This is a genomic window from Alteromonas sp. BZK5 (genome assembly GCF_014349115.1).
GTDB classification, from domain to species: Bacteria; Pseudomonadota; Gammaproteobacteria; order Enterobacterales; family Alteromonadaceae; genus Alteromonas; species Alteromonas macleodii.
Genome location: NZ_JACSOE010000028.1, coordinates 15,389 through 31,515, shown reverse-complemented (window position 1 = coordinate 31,515; position 16,127 = coordinate 15,389). Strand labels below are relative to the sequence as shown.

At 45.7% G+C, this 16,127-nt stretch carries 14 protein-coding genes, 1 tRNA gene and 1 pseudogene; 12 read left to right on the top strand and 4 right to left on the bottom strand.

All coding sequences use genetic code 11. The annotated features are described in order from the left end of the window. Positions 1–150 precede the first annotated feature (150 nt). Positions 151–1,368: an MFS transporter gene (locus BIZ39_RS10280; RefSeq protein WP_187446920.1), complete on the top strand. Its 1,218-nt coding sequence runs from the start codon at positions 151–153 to the stop codon at positions 1,366–1,368. Between the two features lie 125 nt (positions 1,369–1,493). After that, positions 1,494–2,312: a mechanosensitive ion channel family protein gene (locus tag BIZ39_RS10275; RefSeq protein WP_014977631.1), complete on the top strand. Its 819-nt coding sequence runs from the start codon at positions 1,494–1,496 to the stop codon at positions 2,310–2,312. Positions 2,313–2,390: 78 nt separating this feature from the next. Here BIZ39_RS10275 and BIZ39_RS10270 read toward each other — a convergent pair whose 3' ends face one another. Next, complete coding sequence (locus BIZ39_RS10270; protein ID WP_168463633.1) at positions 2,391–2,774, bottom strand: VOC family protein; 384 nt, start codon at positions 2,772–2,774, stop codon at positions 2,391–2,393. 23 nt (positions 2,775–2,797) lie between these two features. Further along, positions 2,798–3,748 carry an aldo/keto reductase family oxidoreductase gene (locus tag BIZ39_RS10265; RefSeq protein ID WP_168463634.1) on the bottom strand — a complete coding sequence of 317 codons (951 nt, stop codon included), beginning with the start codon at positions 3,746–3,748 and terminating at the stop codon, positions 2,798–2,800. Positions 3,749–4,003: 255 nt separating this feature from the next. Between BIZ39_RS10265 and BIZ39_RS10260 the strand changes: the two genes are divergently transcribed. The 5 genes from BIZ39_RS10260 to BIZ39_RS10240 all read left to right on the top strand — a co-directional run bounded on the left by BIZ39_RS10260 (position 4,004) and on the right by BIZ39_RS10240 (position 8,785). Then, positions 4,004–4,546: a lipocalin family protein gene (locus tag BIZ39_RS10260; protein WP_187446912.1), complete on the top strand. Its 543-nt coding sequence runs from the start codon at positions 4,004–4,006 to the stop codon at positions 4,544–4,546. A 98-nt stretch (positions 4,547–4,644) separates the two neighbouring features. After that, positions 4,645–5,691, top strand: a complete 1,047-nt coding sequence (gene pyrC, locus BIZ39_RS10255) for a dihydroorotase (RefSeq protein WP_187446911.1) — start codon at positions 4,645–4,647, stop codon at positions 5,689–5,691. Then, positions 5,661–6,971, top strand: coding sequence for a substrate-binding periplasmic protein (locus BIZ39_RS10250; protein ID WP_187446910.1), 1,311 nt, complete (start codon positions 5,661–5,663; stop codon positions 6,969–6,971). Before pyrC ends, BIZ39_RS10250 begins: the two co-directional genes overlap by 31 nt. Beyond that, positions 6,971–8,350: an ATP-dependent RNA helicase DbpA gene (gene dbpA, locus BIZ39_RS10245; RefSeq protein WP_014951051.1), complete on the top strand. Its 1,380-nt coding sequence runs from the start codon at positions 6,971–6,973 to the stop codon at positions 8,348–8,350. Before BIZ39_RS10250 ends, dbpA begins: the two co-directional genes overlap by 1 nt. A gap of 36 nt (positions 8,351–8,386) precedes the next feature. Then, the gene (locus tag BIZ39_RS10240) at positions 8,387–8,785 is read left to right on the top strand and encodes an ACT domain-containing protein (protein WP_187446909.1); all 399 of its coding nucleotides are present in this window, start codon (positions 8,387–8,389) and stop codon (positions 8,783–8,785) included. On the opposite strand, the gene BIZ39_RS10235 is transcribed toward BIZ39_RS10240, so the two are convergent. Together BIZ39_RS10235 and BIZ39_RS10230 are read right to left on the bottom strand one after the other, a co-directional pair. After that, positions 8,782–9,474 carry a lysoplasmalogenase gene (locus BIZ39_RS10235; RefSeq protein ID WP_262385748.1) on the bottom strand — a complete coding sequence of 231 codons (693 nt, stop codon included), beginning with the start codon at positions 9,472–9,474 and terminating at the stop codon, positions 8,782–8,784. The two genes, BIZ39_RS10240 and BIZ39_RS10235, sit on opposite strands and share 4 nt — an antisense overlap. 137 nt (positions 9,475–9,611) lie before the next feature. Continuing rightward, on the bottom strand, positions 9,612–11,678 hold the full coding sequence (locus BIZ39_RS10230; RefSeq protein WP_187446907.1) for a M13 family metallopeptidase: 2,067 nt from the start codon (positions 11,676–11,678) through the stop codon (positions 9,612–9,614). Positions 11,679–11,929: 251 nt separating this feature from the next. Between BIZ39_RS10230 and BIZ39_RS10225 the strand changes: the two genes are divergently transcribed. The 5 genes and pseudogenes from BIZ39_RS10225 to nusG all read left to right on the top strand — a co-directional run bounded on the left by BIZ39_RS10225 (position 11,930) and on the right by nusG (position 15,891). Further along, on the top strand, positions 11,930–12,553 hold the full coding sequence (locus BIZ39_RS10225) for an RraA family protein (RefSeq protein WP_187446906.1): 624 nt from the start codon (positions 11,930–11,932) through the stop codon (positions 12,551–12,553). Between the two features lie 239 nt (positions 12,554–12,792). Next, positions 12,793–14,632 (top strand): annotated as a pseudogene (locus BIZ39_RS10220) (ABC transporter ATP-binding protein). Positions 14,633–14,799: 167 nt separating this feature from the next. Beyond that, positions 14,800–14,876 (top strand) — tRNA-Trp (locus tag BIZ39_RS10215). An 81-nt stretch (positions 14,877–14,957) separates the two neighbouring features. Then, positions 14,958–15,335: a preprotein translocase subunit SecE gene (secE, locus tag BIZ39_RS10210; protein WP_187446905.1), complete on the top strand. Its 378-nt coding sequence runs from the start codon at positions 14,958–14,960 to the stop codon at positions 15,333–15,335. A gap of 4 nt (positions 15,336–15,339) precedes the next feature. After that, entirely contained in the window at positions 15,340–15,891 is a 552-nt protein-coding gene (gene nusG, locus BIZ39_RS10205) for a transcription termination/antitermination protein NusG (RefSeq protein WP_014951044.1), read from the top strand. The last annotated feature ends 236 nt before the right edge of the window (positions 15,892–16,127 follow it).

Here is a 16,127-nt window from a genome sequence, read left to right as displayed (position 1 = left end):
TTATTTTTGACCTACTGAATGCGTGCAATGATCAACGTGTTTTTGTGAAGTTTAGAAGGGCTGAACAAGGCCTTTCATACCGTGCTTGTGAGACAGACTATGCCCAATCATGATCCTAGTAGCAGAATTATCAGATGGCTAACCTACCTAATGTTTATGATGTTTGCGATGACGTCAGACTCGGTAGGCGAGATAATCAAAGAAGTGAAAGTGGCGTTCTCTGTCACCAATGCTCAAGCAAGCTTAATGCATTCACTCCCTATGTTAGGTATTGCCTTATCGGGTCTTTTCCTAGGTTTTTTGGCTGATAAGTTAGGCCGCAAGCCTACCATTATCATTGGTTTAGCGTTGTTTGGCCTTGCATGCTACAGCTTCTTAATTGCTAACGACTTTGTGTTGATTGTTAGTTTAATGAGCTTATCTGGCGTTGCCGTGGGCATCTTTAAAACAGGTGCGCTGGCGCTCATCGGTGATATTTCAACATCGACCAAACAGCACACAGCTACTATGAATGGGGCAGAAGCCTTCTTTGGCGTTGGCGCAATTATCGGGCCTCTTATTGTCGCTTATCTCATTCATCAAGGCGTTGCATGGCAGTGGCTTTATGTAATCGCCGGTGGTGTTTGTACGCTACTTATAATCGGTGCTTTGCTGGTGAAATACCCCGCTTACACTCGCGAAACAGCCTCAGGTGAAAAGAAAGTATCGATAGCGCAGAGCTTAAGTTTAGTGAAAAACCCCTATGCTTTAGGATTTTCAGTAGGCGCGTTTTTATATGTCGCCGCAGAAAGCGCCATTTATGTGTGGATGCCGAGTTATTTAGTGTGCGACGCGACTACGCTTAAAGCGACCTATGATTGTTATACTGAAGGCTTCTCTCAGACCCTTGCAATATACTCGGTAACGGCATTCTTTATCCTTCGTGCTGCAGGGCGTTTCGTAGGCATCTGGATGATGTCTCACTTCAACTGGGCATTGGTTCTTATGGTGTTCACTGGTGCTATTGTACTGTGTTTCGGTCTTGGTCTGTGGGGCGGAAAACAACTTGCGTTGTTTCTATTCCCGCTAACGGGCATTTTTATGTCAGTAATTTATCCTACCTTTAACTCAAAAGGCATAAGCTGTTTCCCAAAACATCAACACGGAAGCGTAGCCGGAGTAATCTTGTTCTTCACCGCAGCAGGTGCGGCTGCAGGGCCTTTCATCATGGGCCTGGTGAGCGACGCCAACGGTGGCGACGCCAAGTATGGCTTTATGGTAGCCACGGGTTTTGCTGCCGTGCTCTTTGTTGGCTTGGTGTATAACTACATTAAGAACCCTACCAAAGAACGTTTAGCGGAAATTGAGGCAAGCGAATACGCCAACTAAATGCAATGCTCGCTCTTTATTCCTTAAAACCGTAACGTGCCGGGCTTGCTCTCGGCACTGGTTTTTCCTCACGTTGTTGTTTAAGCTTCGGTTATTCCTATCAGTTTCTAGTCTAATCACGTTCCATGGATGAGTTAAAACAAGCGCAAGCCCTTTACGACACTCTTGTAGAATTTGCAGTGACCTACAGTTTCCAAATTGTAGGCGCCATCATTATTTTTCTGCTTGGCTGGTGGGTGGCCAATAAAATAGGCCACATGGTTGAAAACCTGATGGTCAGCAGAAATATCGATATTACGCTGAGCCGCTTTACCGGCGGTGCCAGCAAGCTAGTGGTATTGGGTATCGTAATAATTATAGCATTAGGTAATGTGGGCATTAGCGTAACCCCACTTATAGCCGCCGTAGGTGCTGTAGGTTTAGGTGCAGGTTTAGCTATTCAAGGTATGTTGGCCAATTATGCCGCTGGCTTTACCATAATTATTACCCGTCCTTTCGTTGTTGGCGACACTATCCGCGTGCGTGGTGTTGCAGGGGTGGTCGATCAAGTCATGTTGCCCTATACCATTCTTATTGACGAAGACAATGTTCACATCCAAATACCCAACAAACTGATAGTCGGTGAAATCTTGCATAATTCTGCAGAGAACATGTTGATTGAACTTGAAATTGGCGTTGCCTATTCCAGTAAGGTCGATGAGGTAATCGATGTGATTCGCAAGGCTGTTGAAACGGTAGATGGAGTCAGCGAAGAAAAGTCCCCCGCCATTGGTGTAGATAATTTTGGCGACAGCAGTATTAACTTTGGTATTCGGGTTTGGGCGCCAGCTGTAAGGCATTTCGAAGTGCGCTATGCACTAAACCAAGCCATTTTTAATGCTCTTCAGCAGCATGATATTGAAATACCATTCCCGCAGCGGGAAGTCAGGATGCTCGACCAATAAAAGTTTGTATCGCTATTGATAAAAATGCCGAATAAGAGACCCCTTATTCGGCATTTTTCTATTACGGCTACGCGATTTTTAGATTTCGTATAGCTCTAGAGGTAAACCGTCAGGATCTTGGAAAAATGTAAAGCGTTTGCCGGTGTATTCATCGGTTCTCACTGGCTCGCATTCAACTCGCTTATTCGTTAGGTGGTTAATCATTTCATCAAGGTTGTCCACCTTGAACGCTAAGTGCCTAAGTCCTTGCGCTTCTGGGCACGACGGTCTTTGCGGTGCCCCCGGAAACGAAAAAAGCTCAATCTGACTGCCATCAGGTAACGCGAGGTCACATTTGTAAGAGTCTCTGGCTTCACGGTAGTTTTCATCAATAATCGAGAAGCCCAACACGTCCGTGTAAAACGTCTTTGAGCGAGGGTAGTCACTACAAATGATAGCAACGTGGTGAAAGCCTTTCAGCATCTTAATTTCCTTAATATTTATGCTTACGGCATCTCTTGACCGCGAGCAGCCTCAAATAACTTGTACCAGTGCTCTCGACTTAAATGAACATCTTCAGCCTTTTGGCTTGCTTTAATTCTGTCAATATTGGTACTGCCCAAAACGGGCGCAATGTTGGCAGGATGTCGCATCAACCAGCCCAAAACAATCGCTTCAGGCGTAGTTTGATATTCACCTGCAAGTTGAGTCACTAAGTCTGCTGTTGCACGGTCATTACTATTTTCAACTTTTGCACCTGTGTATCTACCTTGTGCCAAGTTTCCCCATGCCTGAAGTTGCACGTTGTTCATCATACAGTATTCAAGTGTGCCGGGCGCATAACCTGTATCGCGATTAGCAGCACTGTTGGTAGTAATACCGTCTTCTAACCAGTCTCTAAAGCCAAGACTCATTTCAAGTTGGTTGGCAATGATAGGTGTGGAAAGTGCAGACTGCAGGTAATTAATTTGGTGACCATGCATGTTTGAAACGCCAACATGCTTTATTTTACCTTGCTGCTGAAGCAGCGTCAGTGTACCGGCGACTTCGTCTAGCTCCATAAGTGGATCTGGACGGTGCAGCAGCAGTATATCAAGCTGTTCTATTCCTAATCTAGAGAGAATGCCTTCAACCGACGTGTGAATGTGATTTGCTGAAAAGTCGTAACGCTTTGGTCCTAAATCATCTTCAAATCGTATTGCACATTTAGATTGGATAATCATTTTGTCTTTTAATTCGGGCGCTTGCTTGAGCGCTTCACCAAAAACCGTTTCGGCTTTGCCGAACGTATAAATATCAGCATGATCAAACACATTAATATCTAAACTCAGCACAGTATCAATGATGCTTCTTGCTTGGCTTATATCGGCTTTGGTTGCCGGTTTGTCGTTCCAACCGCCACCTAAGCCCATGCATCCATATATTAAGCGGCTTGCGTGTGGAAAGTGTGCATTCATGTCATTTTCTTCCTGTTTGAGAATATCGAGTGGGCAGGGCCTGTATTAGCTCAAGGCTTATTTTAAAAGCACTGTAATATGGTCCAAGCGATAAGAAAAGTCTGATTAGGCGAGCGTATTTTTACTGTCGACCGTTAGCCTAGCTTGAAGGTTTATGGTGTTGCAGCACCGATAAAGATCATTTTTGCGATGTAGGCGTGTATTTAAATTAATCAGTGGGCTTTTTAAAAGCTAAGTTCAAGGAAAAGAGGGCATATGTTTAAGCAGTTAGTTTCAATGTTTATGGCGGGTATGGTGTGTGTGGGCTTGTCTGGCTGTACTGGCGTACCTGACAAGGTAGTGCCGGTTGAAGGCTTTGAGCTTCCTCGTTATTTAGGGAAGTGGTATGAAATAGCGCGCTTTGACCATAGCTTCGAAGAAGGATTAAGCGAAGTTACGGCAACCTATAGCATGCGCGATGACGGAGGGGTTAAGGTAATTAATCGCGGTTTTTCAGTAGAAGAAAATGTATGGGATGAAGCCGAGGGCAAAGCGTATTTTGTAGAGTCTGAAACGACAGGGCATCTGAAGGTATCGTTCTTTGGCCCATTTTACGCCAGCTATGTAATTATGGAACTAGATCAAGAAGGTTATCAATATGCTTTGATAACAGGCCCAGATAAAGACTACCTTTGGATTTTAGCGCGAACACCTTCTATTTCAGATGAAGTTCGCACCCGTTTACTAGAAAAAGCGACATCGGCTGGGTACGACGTTAGCAAGCTTATTTGGGTAGAGCAAGGCGAAGAGAATTCATAGCCACTTTCGAGCGAGTTGTTCTGCGCGCAAAATGGGAATTGTGCTATTATTGCGCGCATCTTCCCCTCTGTTTGAATAAGTACTAAGAGAGACAAGGCATGCAAACGCTCACCATTACTACGCCAGACGATTGGCACCTTCACTTTCGCGATAACGAAATGCTAGCTGAAACAGTGCCTGCAACCGCACGTTGTTTCCAGCGCGCTATTGTTATGCCAAACCTTGTACCACCGGTGGTTAATGCTGAAATGGCCATGGCGTACAAAGGGCGAATTGAGGCTGCGCGACCTAAAGGCAGTAGCTTTGAGCCATTAATGACCTTATTCCTTACTAATCAAACTACACCTCAAGACATTATCGATGCAAAACAAGCGGGCGTAACTGCGTGTAAGCTATATCCTGCAGGGGCCACTACTAATTCAGACGCCGCAGTAAAAGGCATTCAGGCTTTATACCCTGTATTTCAAGCCATGCAAGAGCAAGGTTTGCTATTGTTGATACACGGTGAAGTGACCGAACATCACATTGATATTTTTGACCGTGAAAAAGTGTTCATTGATACCCATTTAGGGCCTATCGTTGACGCATTCCCTAAGCTGAAAGTGGTGTTTGAGCATATTACGACAGCAGATGCCGCAAGCTTCGTAGCGGGCGCCAGCGAATTTGTTGGAGCCACCATTACCCCTCAGCACTTATTGTTAAACCGCAACGATTTACTGGTTGGCGGCGTACGCCCTCATAACTATTGCTTGCCAGTGCTAAAACGCAACACGCATCAGAAAGCGTTGCGCGATATGGTGGCAAGCGGCAACAAAAAATTCTTCCTAGGTACCGACTCGGCACCTCATGCAAGACATAAAAAAGAAAATGCTTGCGGCTGCGCGGGTTGTTATAGCGCATGGTCTGCAATTGAGCTTTATGCCGAAGTGTTCGAGCAGCTAGGCGCAATAGATAAGCTTGAAGGATTTGCTAGCCATTACGGTGCAGATTTTTATGGTTTACCACGAAATACGACTACAATGACATTAGTGAAAAAGTCGTGGACGGTGCCAGAACAAGTAACCCTAGCTGATGGCACAGATATGGTTCCATTTTATGCGGGGCAGACGTTGCAGTGGAAATTAGAAAAGGCATTTCAAGCGTAGTTTTTGTTGTTATTGTCTGTTTATGTGCCCTGTGGAGTTCATCCACTTGGGCACAAGCATTCTCTTACTCTCACGCCCCAGATTTACCAAGTACCCTATCTCCCTCTGAGAAGCAGAGTATTCAATCTTACTCACTTACGGTGTTTAAAAATGCCTTATCAAAAAATGGCATTGATTTAACGCCTGCTACTAACACTATATCGAATAGTGCCGACGTCCTTATCAATTTGATCAGAGATGAAAATAACGAAGATAGTTATTATTGGATCACGCCGCTATTTGCCTTTGAATGTGGAAATAATGTTCGATGTACGCCGAATTCGGGCTGTCAGGCAACGACAATAGCAGTGAGCTATATCGCACTGAGTAAAAGTGAAGGTTCTGCCGATATTGCAGAGCGGTTGAGCGAGCTGATTGCTCAATACAAAGGTTCAAACAACTTCACATTACTTGCTAGCGCTATGCGGGATGAACTGAAAACATCTTTCCCGGCCACAATACTCTCTTTTGGAATACTAAGCTTAGCGGGTGAGCTGCATACTAATACCGACAATCTTTGGGTCATCGCCGACATTGTGCCACTTTTTTCAGAGGTGGGAGAGCGAGGAAAGCTTAAAGGCATTGCTGCAGACTTGGTCAGAGACATATTAGATGAGATGACGCTCAAGCAGAATATCCTTTCCGCGCCATGGGAACGTATTGCAAAGGAAGCAATGACCAAGTCTAACGTATTGGTATTCTCAGTAATTCGCACGAATGAAAGAGAAAGCGTGTTTCACTGGGTAACGCCGGTATCAAGAAACCTTCATGGGCTGTACGGCATCGATAAGCCCTATTTTGAATCCTTTGCCAACGTACCAAAGAACTTTAGGGTTGGTACCTTATTGGAAGACTATCGCTATAACGTTGCGATAGAGCATGGCTTCAAAGTAAAAGCCTATGATTCGTGGCAGGCATTAGTGGACGCACTGATCAACAACGAAATTGATACTATTTTCGGTTCTCAGGGGGCAATTGACTTTGGATGTAACCCAAAACAATTTAAATGTGAGACAATAACCCTATCGAGTAAATACGACATTTCAACGGCCTACCTAGCACTGTCAAAGAAAGACACCTGTGTTTTAGTTTTAGAGAAGCTAAAGTTAGCGGCGGCCGGTGTGAAAATGAGTGACAAGTTTAATGAGCAGCTTTCTTCCTGGAGTGACATGGTGTCTCAAGAATACGGCATAGCTCATCATACCGAACATGGTGTAGTGCACCTTTGGAACCCAAATTAATGACAGTTGAAACAGTTAAGCATTTAGATATAAACCCTGCCATCACCAAGGCGCTAGACTCACAAGGCATTTACCAACTTTCCCCTATACAGGCACAATCGCTCCCTGAAGCGTTGCAGGGGAAAGATGTGATAGGCCAAGCGCAGACAGGCAGCGGCAAGACGCTGTGCTTTGTAATTCCTGCTTTGCAGCACGTAGAAGTGAATGATTTTACCACGCAGGCTATCATACTTTGTCCTACCCGAGAGCTTGCTGATCAAGTGGCTCAACAGTGCCGTTCGGCGGCTAAGAACATTGGTAATATTAAAGTAACCACGTTATGTGGTGGCCAGCCTATGGGGCCGCAGATTCAGTCATTGAAGCATAGCCCTCATATTATTGTGGGCACGCCGGGTCGCGTTATGGATCATGTGGAAAAGCGTCGAATTGACCTAAGTAACGTAAAGTTGCGTGTCCTCGATGAAGCCGACCGCATGTTAGATATGGGCTTTGAAGACGATTTACGCATTATTTTCGGTCAAACGCCGAAACAAGTGCAAACCCTGTTGTTTTCTGCAACCTTTACAGAACAAATTGAGCGTGTAGCCAAGCAGTACCTGCACAACCCGGTAACCTGTAAAGTTGAGTCTCAAGACAGTAAACCCGCTATCACCCAATTGGGCTACAACGTGCTCCCGCACACACGCACTCAGGCGCTTAAAGCGGTACTTACCCACTACCAACCTAAAAACGCTATTGTATTTTGTAATCGCAAGGTTCAGGTAAATGAAGTGGTTGAGGAGCTTATCGAAGATGGCTTTAGTGCGGCTGGGCTTCAGGGGGACTTGGAACAGCATCAACGCACATCGGTGCTAATGCAGTTCGCCAGCGATGCGCTACAAGTACTTGTTGCCACCGATGTAGCTGCGCGAGGGCTGGATATTGATGATGTTGCCTGCGTAATTAATTACACAGTAAGTGAAGAGCCGGAAACCCATATTCACCGCATTGGTCGCACGGCGCGAGCAGGCGCACAGGGCATGGCGGTCACGCTAGTCAGCGATGACGAAGAGCACTTTTTACGAAAAATAGAAGTATTGCAAGAAAGCGATATTCCACTTAAAGGCGCACAAAGCCTGCGTTTTCATAAAAACAAAATTACTCAGCCTGAATTTACCTGTATTTCACTAAGCGCGGGTAAAAAAGAAAAGCTTCGCCCAGGCGATCTGGTGGGTGCACTTACCAAAGATGCGGGCATTCCTGGCGACGACTTGGGCAAAATTAAAGTGCAAAACAGCATGAGTTTTGTCGCAGTGAAAACGCGAAGCGTGAAAAAAGCCATGGCGCACTTTAGAGAAGGAAAGATCAAAGGAAAGCGTATTAGAGCCCGAAAGCTTTAATAGATATGTGTTGACGTTATACAAAGGAAGGTGAGTGTGGTCGCTGAAACTGACTTGAGCGTGTTACTGAAAAATCTGAATCCTGTGGCGAGTAGTGAAGTTTACGTTTTCACTACCTTGCCTGCTGATAGCTTAACCAGTGCGTTAATTTCAGTAGCTAAGGGTATGTTTCAGGAACGCGAGGGCACCACGCTTATTCTTCCGGTTGCCGCAGCCGAGAAAGCTAACTTGCAATTTGAAGGTTATTACCGCTGTATAACCTGTGAAGTGCATTCTAGTTTGGAAGCGGTAGGCATGACTGCAGCTATGTCCACTGCGCTGGGTAAGGCAGGAGTTAGCGCCAACGTGGTGGCCGCTTATTATCACGACCATATTTTCGTGCCAGCTGAAAAAGCCGGTTTGGCGATAGACGTTTTAACTTCGCTGTCTAACTAGGCCTGACCCTTTTCTTCCTGCCTGTTCTCTTTTCTCAAAAACGCATCAACAAGCCCCATGGTTAAGCAATATTGGGCTCCATAGTAAGTTGTCATTACCCAAAAGGTAGACAGTGGAAGCGGGGTTTTGAAAACCGACTGGGCGAGAATGGCATCTGATATCACAAAAAGTAACGCACCGGTTACGATTAGCTTGGTTTGAGCCAACCACACTGCGGTTAAACCCATCAGTGTGATTACGCTAATATAGGCGACTACAGGGTAAAATAAGGCTTTCGACGCTGGCAGAATGTGCACTGCCATCATTACGGCAAAGCTAACCATAATAATACTAATGAACCACTTTGGTTTGCGCGAAATGATATGGTCGCCGGGCGTTTCTACTAGGCGGCGATGCAGCAACGCAAAACACATAGCATACGTTAAATGGGCAACAAAAAAGCACGCCAAGCCGGTAATAAAACTATCAGCAAAGGGCAAGGCCAGACTAACATCTCCGGCAAGACTAAAAAGTAACGCCGCCAACACCATGTATCGCGGCATGGCGCTAAGTTTTGTATAGGCGAAAACTGCCAATACCACAATAGGCAGGGCTTTGGGTAAGAATTGCGCCACGTAGGGGGTAAGCGGCAGCGTCGCCAGGTAAATCAACGCTAAGGTGCTAAAGACAATAGTTGTTCTTACATTCATATTTAGCCTTTTTGAAACTGCTCGGTCATACACTTCAACACGACAAAAAAAGCCCCAGTTTGGTGAAGCAAACATGGGGCTTTAGCTATCGTATTTTATGTACGCTACTCTCTATGTACTGTTTTAGAGTACGCGAATTACCAAATTTTCACGCGTTCTTCTGGTGGTAAATACAACGCATCTTCTTCGGTCACGTTAAACGCTTCGTAGAATTCAGGTACGTTGCGAACAGCACCGTTAGTGCGGAACTTCGTAGGTGAATGGGTATCCGTTTGTACTTGGCTGCGCAACGCTTCTTCGCGATACTTGCTTGCCCAAACCTGGCCGTAACCAATGAATACACGCTGATCGCCAGTGAAACCGTCTAGTTCAGGGGCTTCTTCACCATCAAGAGACAGGTGGTAAGCTTTAAGTGCGATGCTGATGCCGCCAAGATCGCCGATGTTTTCACCTAGGGTATATTCGCCGTTTACGTGCAAGTCAGGCAGAACCTCAAACTGGTTATACTGTTCAATCAAGTTCGCAGTGCGTGCTTCAAACTCGCCGCGATCTTCGTCAGTCCACCAGTTTCGCAGAACGCCATCACCGTCGAAGGTTGACCCTGAATCATCAAAACCATGGCCAATTTCGTGACCAATTACCGCGCCAATGCCACCGTAGTTAACCGCGTCTTCGGCGTTCATGTCAAAGAACGGAGGTTGAAGGATAGCCGCAGGGAATACAATTTCGTTTAGCGGTGGGTTGTAGTAAGCATTAACAGTTTGAGGTGTCATGCCCCACTCATGGGTCCACACTGGGCCGCCTTGTTTCTTAAGCATTTCTTCGTACAGCACGTCCGAAGAACGCTTTAGGTTTCCAAACAGGTCACTGGCATTAACTGTCAGCGCTGAATAGTCTCTCCACTGGTCTGGGTAGCCAATTTTCACCGTAAACTTAGACAGCTTGTCTAGTGCTTGTGCACGGGTTTCATCTGTCATCCAATCAAGATTTTCGATACTTTCTTTGTAAGCTAACAACAGGTTATTAACCATTTCCATCATGCGATCTTTCGCTTCAGGCGGGAAGTGCTGTTTTACATAAACCTTACCGATTAGCTCGCCTACATGGGCATTTGAAAGGCTTACTGCACGACGCCATTGTGGCTGTTGCTCTTCAACACCGCGAAGCACTTTGCTGTAGAAATTGAAGTTTGCTTCATCAAGCTCGGCATTTAAGCGACTGGCTGAAGCATTTAACAAGCCCCACTTAAGGAACGTTTTCCAATCTTCCAGTGAGGTTTCTGCAATAACGCCATCAATGTTTTGCATGTAGTCTTTTTGCAGGATGCCTAGCGAAGGAATGTCGCTAATGTCTGCTTCAGTAAGATAAGCGTCCCAGTCGAACTTAGGCATCAACGCTTTAAGTTCTTCAATTGTCAGTTTGTTATAGTTGGCAGCAAAGTTACGGGCCTGCTCTTTTTTCATATGTAGCTGAGCAATTTTAGTCTCAAGTGCGAACAGCATATCCGCACTTTCTTTAGGCGCGTCGAAACCCGCCAGCTCAAACATGGTTTGAATATGTTTAACGTAGGCATCGCGAATGGTTTGTGATGTTTCGTCGTCCTTGAAGTAGTACTCGCGCTCAGGAAGGCCTAAGCCCGACTGCCACGTGTACATCAAATATTCTTTTGGCGACTTAAGGTCAGGGTATTGAGTTAGGCTGAACGGCGTACCGTAGCCATAGCGAGCTGCATAAGCGAAATACTCAGCAAGATCGGTGTAGTCTTCAATGGCATCAATCTTAGTTAACTCAGGCTTTAGCGGCGTCGTACCAAGTTCGTTGCGGGTTTCCATGTCCATATAGGCACGGTAAAAATCACCGACTTTTTGCTCGTCGCTGCCCGCTTTAAAGTCGCCTTCGGCAGACGATTTTATAATATCCATAACGTGATCTTGTGCTTCATCGCGAAGGATCACGAAAGAACCGTAGCTCGATTTATCTGCCGGTATTTCAAAATTATCAAACCACTTGCCGTTTACGTAGCGGAAAAAGTCATCACCTGGGTCAACAGACAGATCCATATTTTCTTTAATGACACCTGAAGAAAGCTGTTGCTGAGCTTCTTCGGTAGCCGCGCTCTGTGTCTGTTGTTCTGTGGATGAATTTTGTGGGCTACAAGCCGTGAGGGCCAGTGCCACGCTTAAGCTTAAAACGCTACGTAACATGTCGAGTTTTCCTTTTCATTTTATTGGGCGACATTTGGGCTTGTCGCTTATTGTTTTTAGTGCGTTGCGAAACCTGTGCATCCCTTCGAAAGAATGGTGTGGCGTATTGCGTGCACGCTTTTTACTAATTTTTAGCATGGCGGGGGGGATAGAAAAAGTGTTTATAGTGAAAATACACAGCTTGTAACAACTTGTAGGGCTAATTTCGCTATAGTGTTTTTTTCACACACTACAACATTCAAGGAACGGCGATGGACTTACACAATACCCCTTTCGATAGCGTATCACCCTGTGAGTACGCCGATGCGCTGCCAAGAGAGCAGTTCATGCACTATGCGATAAAACCATTGTGGGAAGGCATGCCACGCATTGCGGGTCCAGCATTTACCGTTAAGTGTGAGCCGGGAGACCATCTTATGCTGCATGCGGCGATATATCGCGCAAGCCCCGGTGACATTATTGTTGTGGAAGCCGATGATGAATTCGCTGTTGCGGGCGGTAACGTCTGCGCGATAGCCCAGTCTCGCGGCATTAAAGGCTTCGTGATTGATGGTGTTATACGCGATCTTGCTGAAACCCGTGACAACAAATTCCCGGTATTTGCCAGGGGCGTTATACCCAAGCCAGGAGCCAAAAAGTGTATAGCCCCGTTAAATGAGCCGATTACCTGTGCTGGTGTAACGGTTCACGCCGGAGATATCATTGTTGCAGACGAAGAGGGCATTGCAGCAATTCCAAGAGATGAGGCGCTAGCAGCCTATGACATTGCCCAAAAGCGAGCCCAGAAAGATGGCTCCATGTCACTTGAACAGTGGCAGGCTGAGCACGCTGAAAAAGTGGAAAGCATACTGGCTAAATTGGGCTTTGCAGAGTGAAGGTTTGCAGATAACTCGCCATGCTTCGACTGGTTTTTGATAAGCGCTTTACTAAACCCTTCACTAAGCTTTTCATTAGGCAATAAGCTTTGCCAAATATTAACCAATGTTAAATGAGCTTTGCGGTAAAAAGGCGCCGCAAAGTTCAACACACTTTCAGTTATCGTGTAGAATTGTGACCTAAGCATTTTGGGGCATACGTAAACGTGCTCTGTCACTGAATAACTAACGAGTTCTACATGTTTTCATTTTTTGAAAAGCTGACCCAGCCTTTCCCTGACACGCCGCCTACCCAACCGCCAACAGGTATCGTTGCATTGTAAATACTACACAAAAGGCATGTGGGGCGTAATCCTTACTGTTTCCGTGCTAAGTGCCATTGTTGCCATGTTAGAAGTGGCGTTGTTTGGCTTTTTAGGGCAGTTAGTTGACTGGTTCTCTGATCAAAACCGAGCCACGTTTTTAGCGGACCAAAAATTTACCCTCATTGGCATGGGTTTAACCGTTCTCGTTTTTATTCCATTGTTTATCTTGTTGCGCTCGCTATTTTCTCGTCAGTCCTTGATGGGGAATTATCCCATGCGCATTAGATGGCAGGCTCACCGCTATTTGCTTGGCCAAAGTTTAACCTTCTTCCACGATGAGTTTGCCGGCCGTGTTGCTACCAAGGTGATGCAGACAGCGCTATCGGTACGAGAAACCGTGACCAAGGTTCTCGATTTGCTGGTGTACATCAGTGTTTATTTTATCTCTATGGTAGTGCTTATTTTCAGCACTGACTGGCGCTTAGCCATGCCGCTTATCGTGTGGTTTTTTGTGTATATCGGTATCTTGAAGGTGCTGGTACCAAAACTAAAAGAAGTGTCGCAAAAGCAAGCCGACGCGCGCTCATTAATGACTGGGCGTATTGTCGATAGCTATACCAATATCACAACGGTGAAGCTGTTTTCACACAGTCGCCGCGAAGCGGATTACGCAAAAGAAAGTATGGATGGTTTTCTTAAGACGGTTTACCCGCAAATGCGTTTGGTTACCGTGTTGGAATTCTGCGTGGAAATGGCTAACGCCATTCTTATTTTCACCATTGGTGCGCTATCTGTGTATTTGTGGATGGAAAACATCGCGAGCCCGGGCGATATCGCCATTGCTATTAGTTTGTGTTTGCGACTAAACGGTATGTCGCACTGGGTTATGTGGGAAGTATCAGGTTTGTTCGAAAACTTAGGCACGGTGCAGGATGGCATGAATACACTAGCGCAGCCTATTGCAGTAAAAGACAAGCCAAAAGCCGATGCGTTAAAGGTAAATGGCGGCGGGATTAATTTCGATAATGTGCATTTTTCTTATTCAGGTGCAGACAACAAACCTATTGATGTGTTCACTAACTTGGATTTAGCCATTAAGCCCGGAGAAAAAGTGGGCTTAGTGGGGCGTTCTGGCGCGGGTAAATCGACACTGGTTAATTTGCTCATGCGTTTTTACGATACCCAGAGTGGTCGTATTGTTATTGACGGCCAAGATATTACTGAAGTAGGCCAAGAAACCCTTCGCGCCAAAATCAGCATGGTGACACAAGATACTTCACTGATGCACCGCTCCGTACGCGACAACATCCTTTATGGTCGAACCGACGCGACAGAAGAAGATATGATCCGTGCAGCCAAACAGGCCGAAGCGCACGACTTTATTCTTACGCTTACCGATAGTCACGGTAGAACAGGGTACGACGCTCACGTGGGTGAACGAGGCGTGAAGCTTTCAGGCGGTCAGCGCCAGCGCATTGCTATTGCGCGAGTGTTACTGAAAGACGCGCCTGTATTAGTGCTGGACGAAGCCACATCAGCGCTAGATTCAGAAGTTGAAGCAGCTATTCAAGCGTGTCTGGACAAAGTGATGGAAGGCAAAACCGTGCTGGCTATTGCGCATCGACTGTCGACCATTGCGCAAATGGACAGGTTACTTGTTCTGGATAAGGGCAACATTGTAGAGCAGGGAACCCATACAGAGCTTATTGCGCACAATGGCATATATGCCAAGCTTTGGGCGCACCAAACGGGCGGATTTATAGGCGTTGAATAGGCAAGGCGCGAATTAGCGTTCAATCGCAGATGGGATGGATAAACCGCTTGTATCTTGAAAGTGGTTAAGTATAATACGCGTCCCTCCCTTGCGATACCGCACTTTCCTTAGAAAAGACGCACAACTCACAAGGGCAGTGTAAGTAAATTTTGTCTTATCGACACCACAGGGGTGTAGTTCGAATTGGTAGAACAGCGGTCTCCAAAACCGATGGTTGGGGGTTCGAGTCCCTCCACCCCTGCCAAATTTACTTAAACTAAGAATTTTTAAGTTGCGCATTTTTTAGATGCGTAAAACAACGACGCTGTAGTGCTAGGATCGTAACATGAGCGAAAAGACGGAAAATCAGTCCAATGCATTGGACATGTTTAAATGGGTAGTGGTTTTTGCACTACTTGCCGGTTTAGTAACCGCTAATACAATGTACGGTGAGATCTCGGTACTATACCGTGCCATCGCAATTGTTGTAGTTGTTGGTATAGCTGGTTTCATCGCGGCAACTACCGACAAAGGTAGCACCTTCTTGAGCTTCGCTAAAGAGTCTCGCACAGAAGTTCGCAAGGTTGTGTGGCCAACTCGCCAAGAGGCGAACCAAACTACACTTATCGTGCTTGCAGCGACGTTAATTATGGCACTAATTTTATGGGGACTAGACGGCATCATCGTTCGTGTAGTTGGCTTTATTACAGGAATAGGAGCATAACCGTATGTCTGAAGAAGAAGCAGTAAAGAAAAGATGGTACGTAGTTCAAGCCTATTCACAATATGAGTCTCGCGTTAAGAAGACCCTGCTTGAATACATCAAGATGCACAACATGGAAGACTACTTCGGTCAGGTACTAGTACCAACAGAAGAAGTAGTAGAAATGCGTGCGGGTCAAAAGCGTAAGTCTGAGCGTAAGTTCTACCCAGGTTATGTATTGGTAGAAATGGCGATGACGGAAGAGTCATGGCACTTAGTGAAAAGCGTACCTCGCGTACTTGGTTTCATCGGCGGCACATCTGATCGCCCTATGCCAATCACGCAGAAAGAAGCTGACGCTATCTTAAATCGTCTTGAAGAAAACGTTGATAAGCCAAGACCAAAGACGCTGTTCGAGCCAGGCGAAGTTATTCGCGTTATCGATGGCCCATTTGCAGACTTCAACGGTGTGGTAGAAGAAGTAGACTACGAAAAGAGCCGCGTAAAAGTATCGGTGCTTATCTTCGGTCGTTCTACTCCAGTAGACTTAGAATTTGGTCAGGTAGAAAAAGGCTAAGCCTATTCAAGCTACCGTATAGCATTTTTAAAAAGCCCCGTTTGACGGGGCTTTTTTGTATCTAGATAACGATAAAAGGAGAGCGGTGAATATTTATAAAAATTTGCATGTTACTACAACGTAGCATCCTCTTGACCTAAATAAGCCAGAAATAACAGCTAATAAGCGAAAGAAACATAAACATAAACTGCAATATTGTTGCGGTTTTTTCAGAGACTTTATCGCTCTTTGTAAAA

Coding starts and splice junctions, on each gene's coding strand:
- BIZ39_RS10230 (WP_187446907.1), bottom strand. CDS start 11,678: ATGTTACGTAGCGTTTTAAGCTTAAGCGTGGCACTGGCCCTCACGGCT.
- secE (WP_187446905.1), top strand. CDS start 14,958: ATGAGCGAAAAGACGGAAAATCAGTCCAATGCATTGGACATGTTTAAA.
- BIZ39_RS10275 (WP_014977631.1), top strand. CDS start 1,494: ATGGATGAGTTAAAACAAGCGCAAGCCCTTTACGACACTCTTGTAGAA.
- BIZ39_RS10265 (WP_168463634.1), bottom strand. CDS start 3,748: ATGAATGCACACTTTCCACACGCAAGCCGCTTAATATATGGATGCATG.
- BIZ39_RS10270 (WP_168463633.1), bottom strand. CDS start 2,774: ATGCTGAAAGGCTTTCACCACGTTGCTATCATTTGTAGTGACTACCCT.
- BIZ39_RS10235 (WP_262385748.1), bottom strand. CDS start 9,474: ATGAATGTAAGAACAACTATTGTCTTTAGCACCTTAGCGTTGATTTAC.
- nusG (WP_014951044.1), top strand. CDS start 15,340: ATGTCTGAAGAAGAAGCAGTAAAGAAAAGATGGTACGTAGTTCAAGCC.
- dbpA (WP_014951051.1), top strand. CDS start 6,971: ATGACAGTTGAAACAGTTAAGCATTTAGATATAAACCCTGCCATCACC.
- BIZ39_RS10225 (WP_187446906.1), top strand. CDS start 11,930: ATGGACTTACACAATACCCCTTTCGATAGCGTATCACCCTGTGAGTAC.
- BIZ39_RS10260 (WP_187446912.1), top strand. CDS start 4,004: ATGTTTAAGCAGTTAGTTTCAATGTTTATGGCGGGTATGGTGTGTGTG.
- BIZ39_RS10280 (WP_187446920.1), top strand. CDS start 151: ATGTTTATGATGTTTGCGATGACGTCAGACTCGGTAGGCGAGATAATC.
- pyrC (WP_187446911.1), top strand. CDS start 4,645: ATGCAAACGCTCACCATTACTACGCCAGACGATTGGCACCTTCACTTT.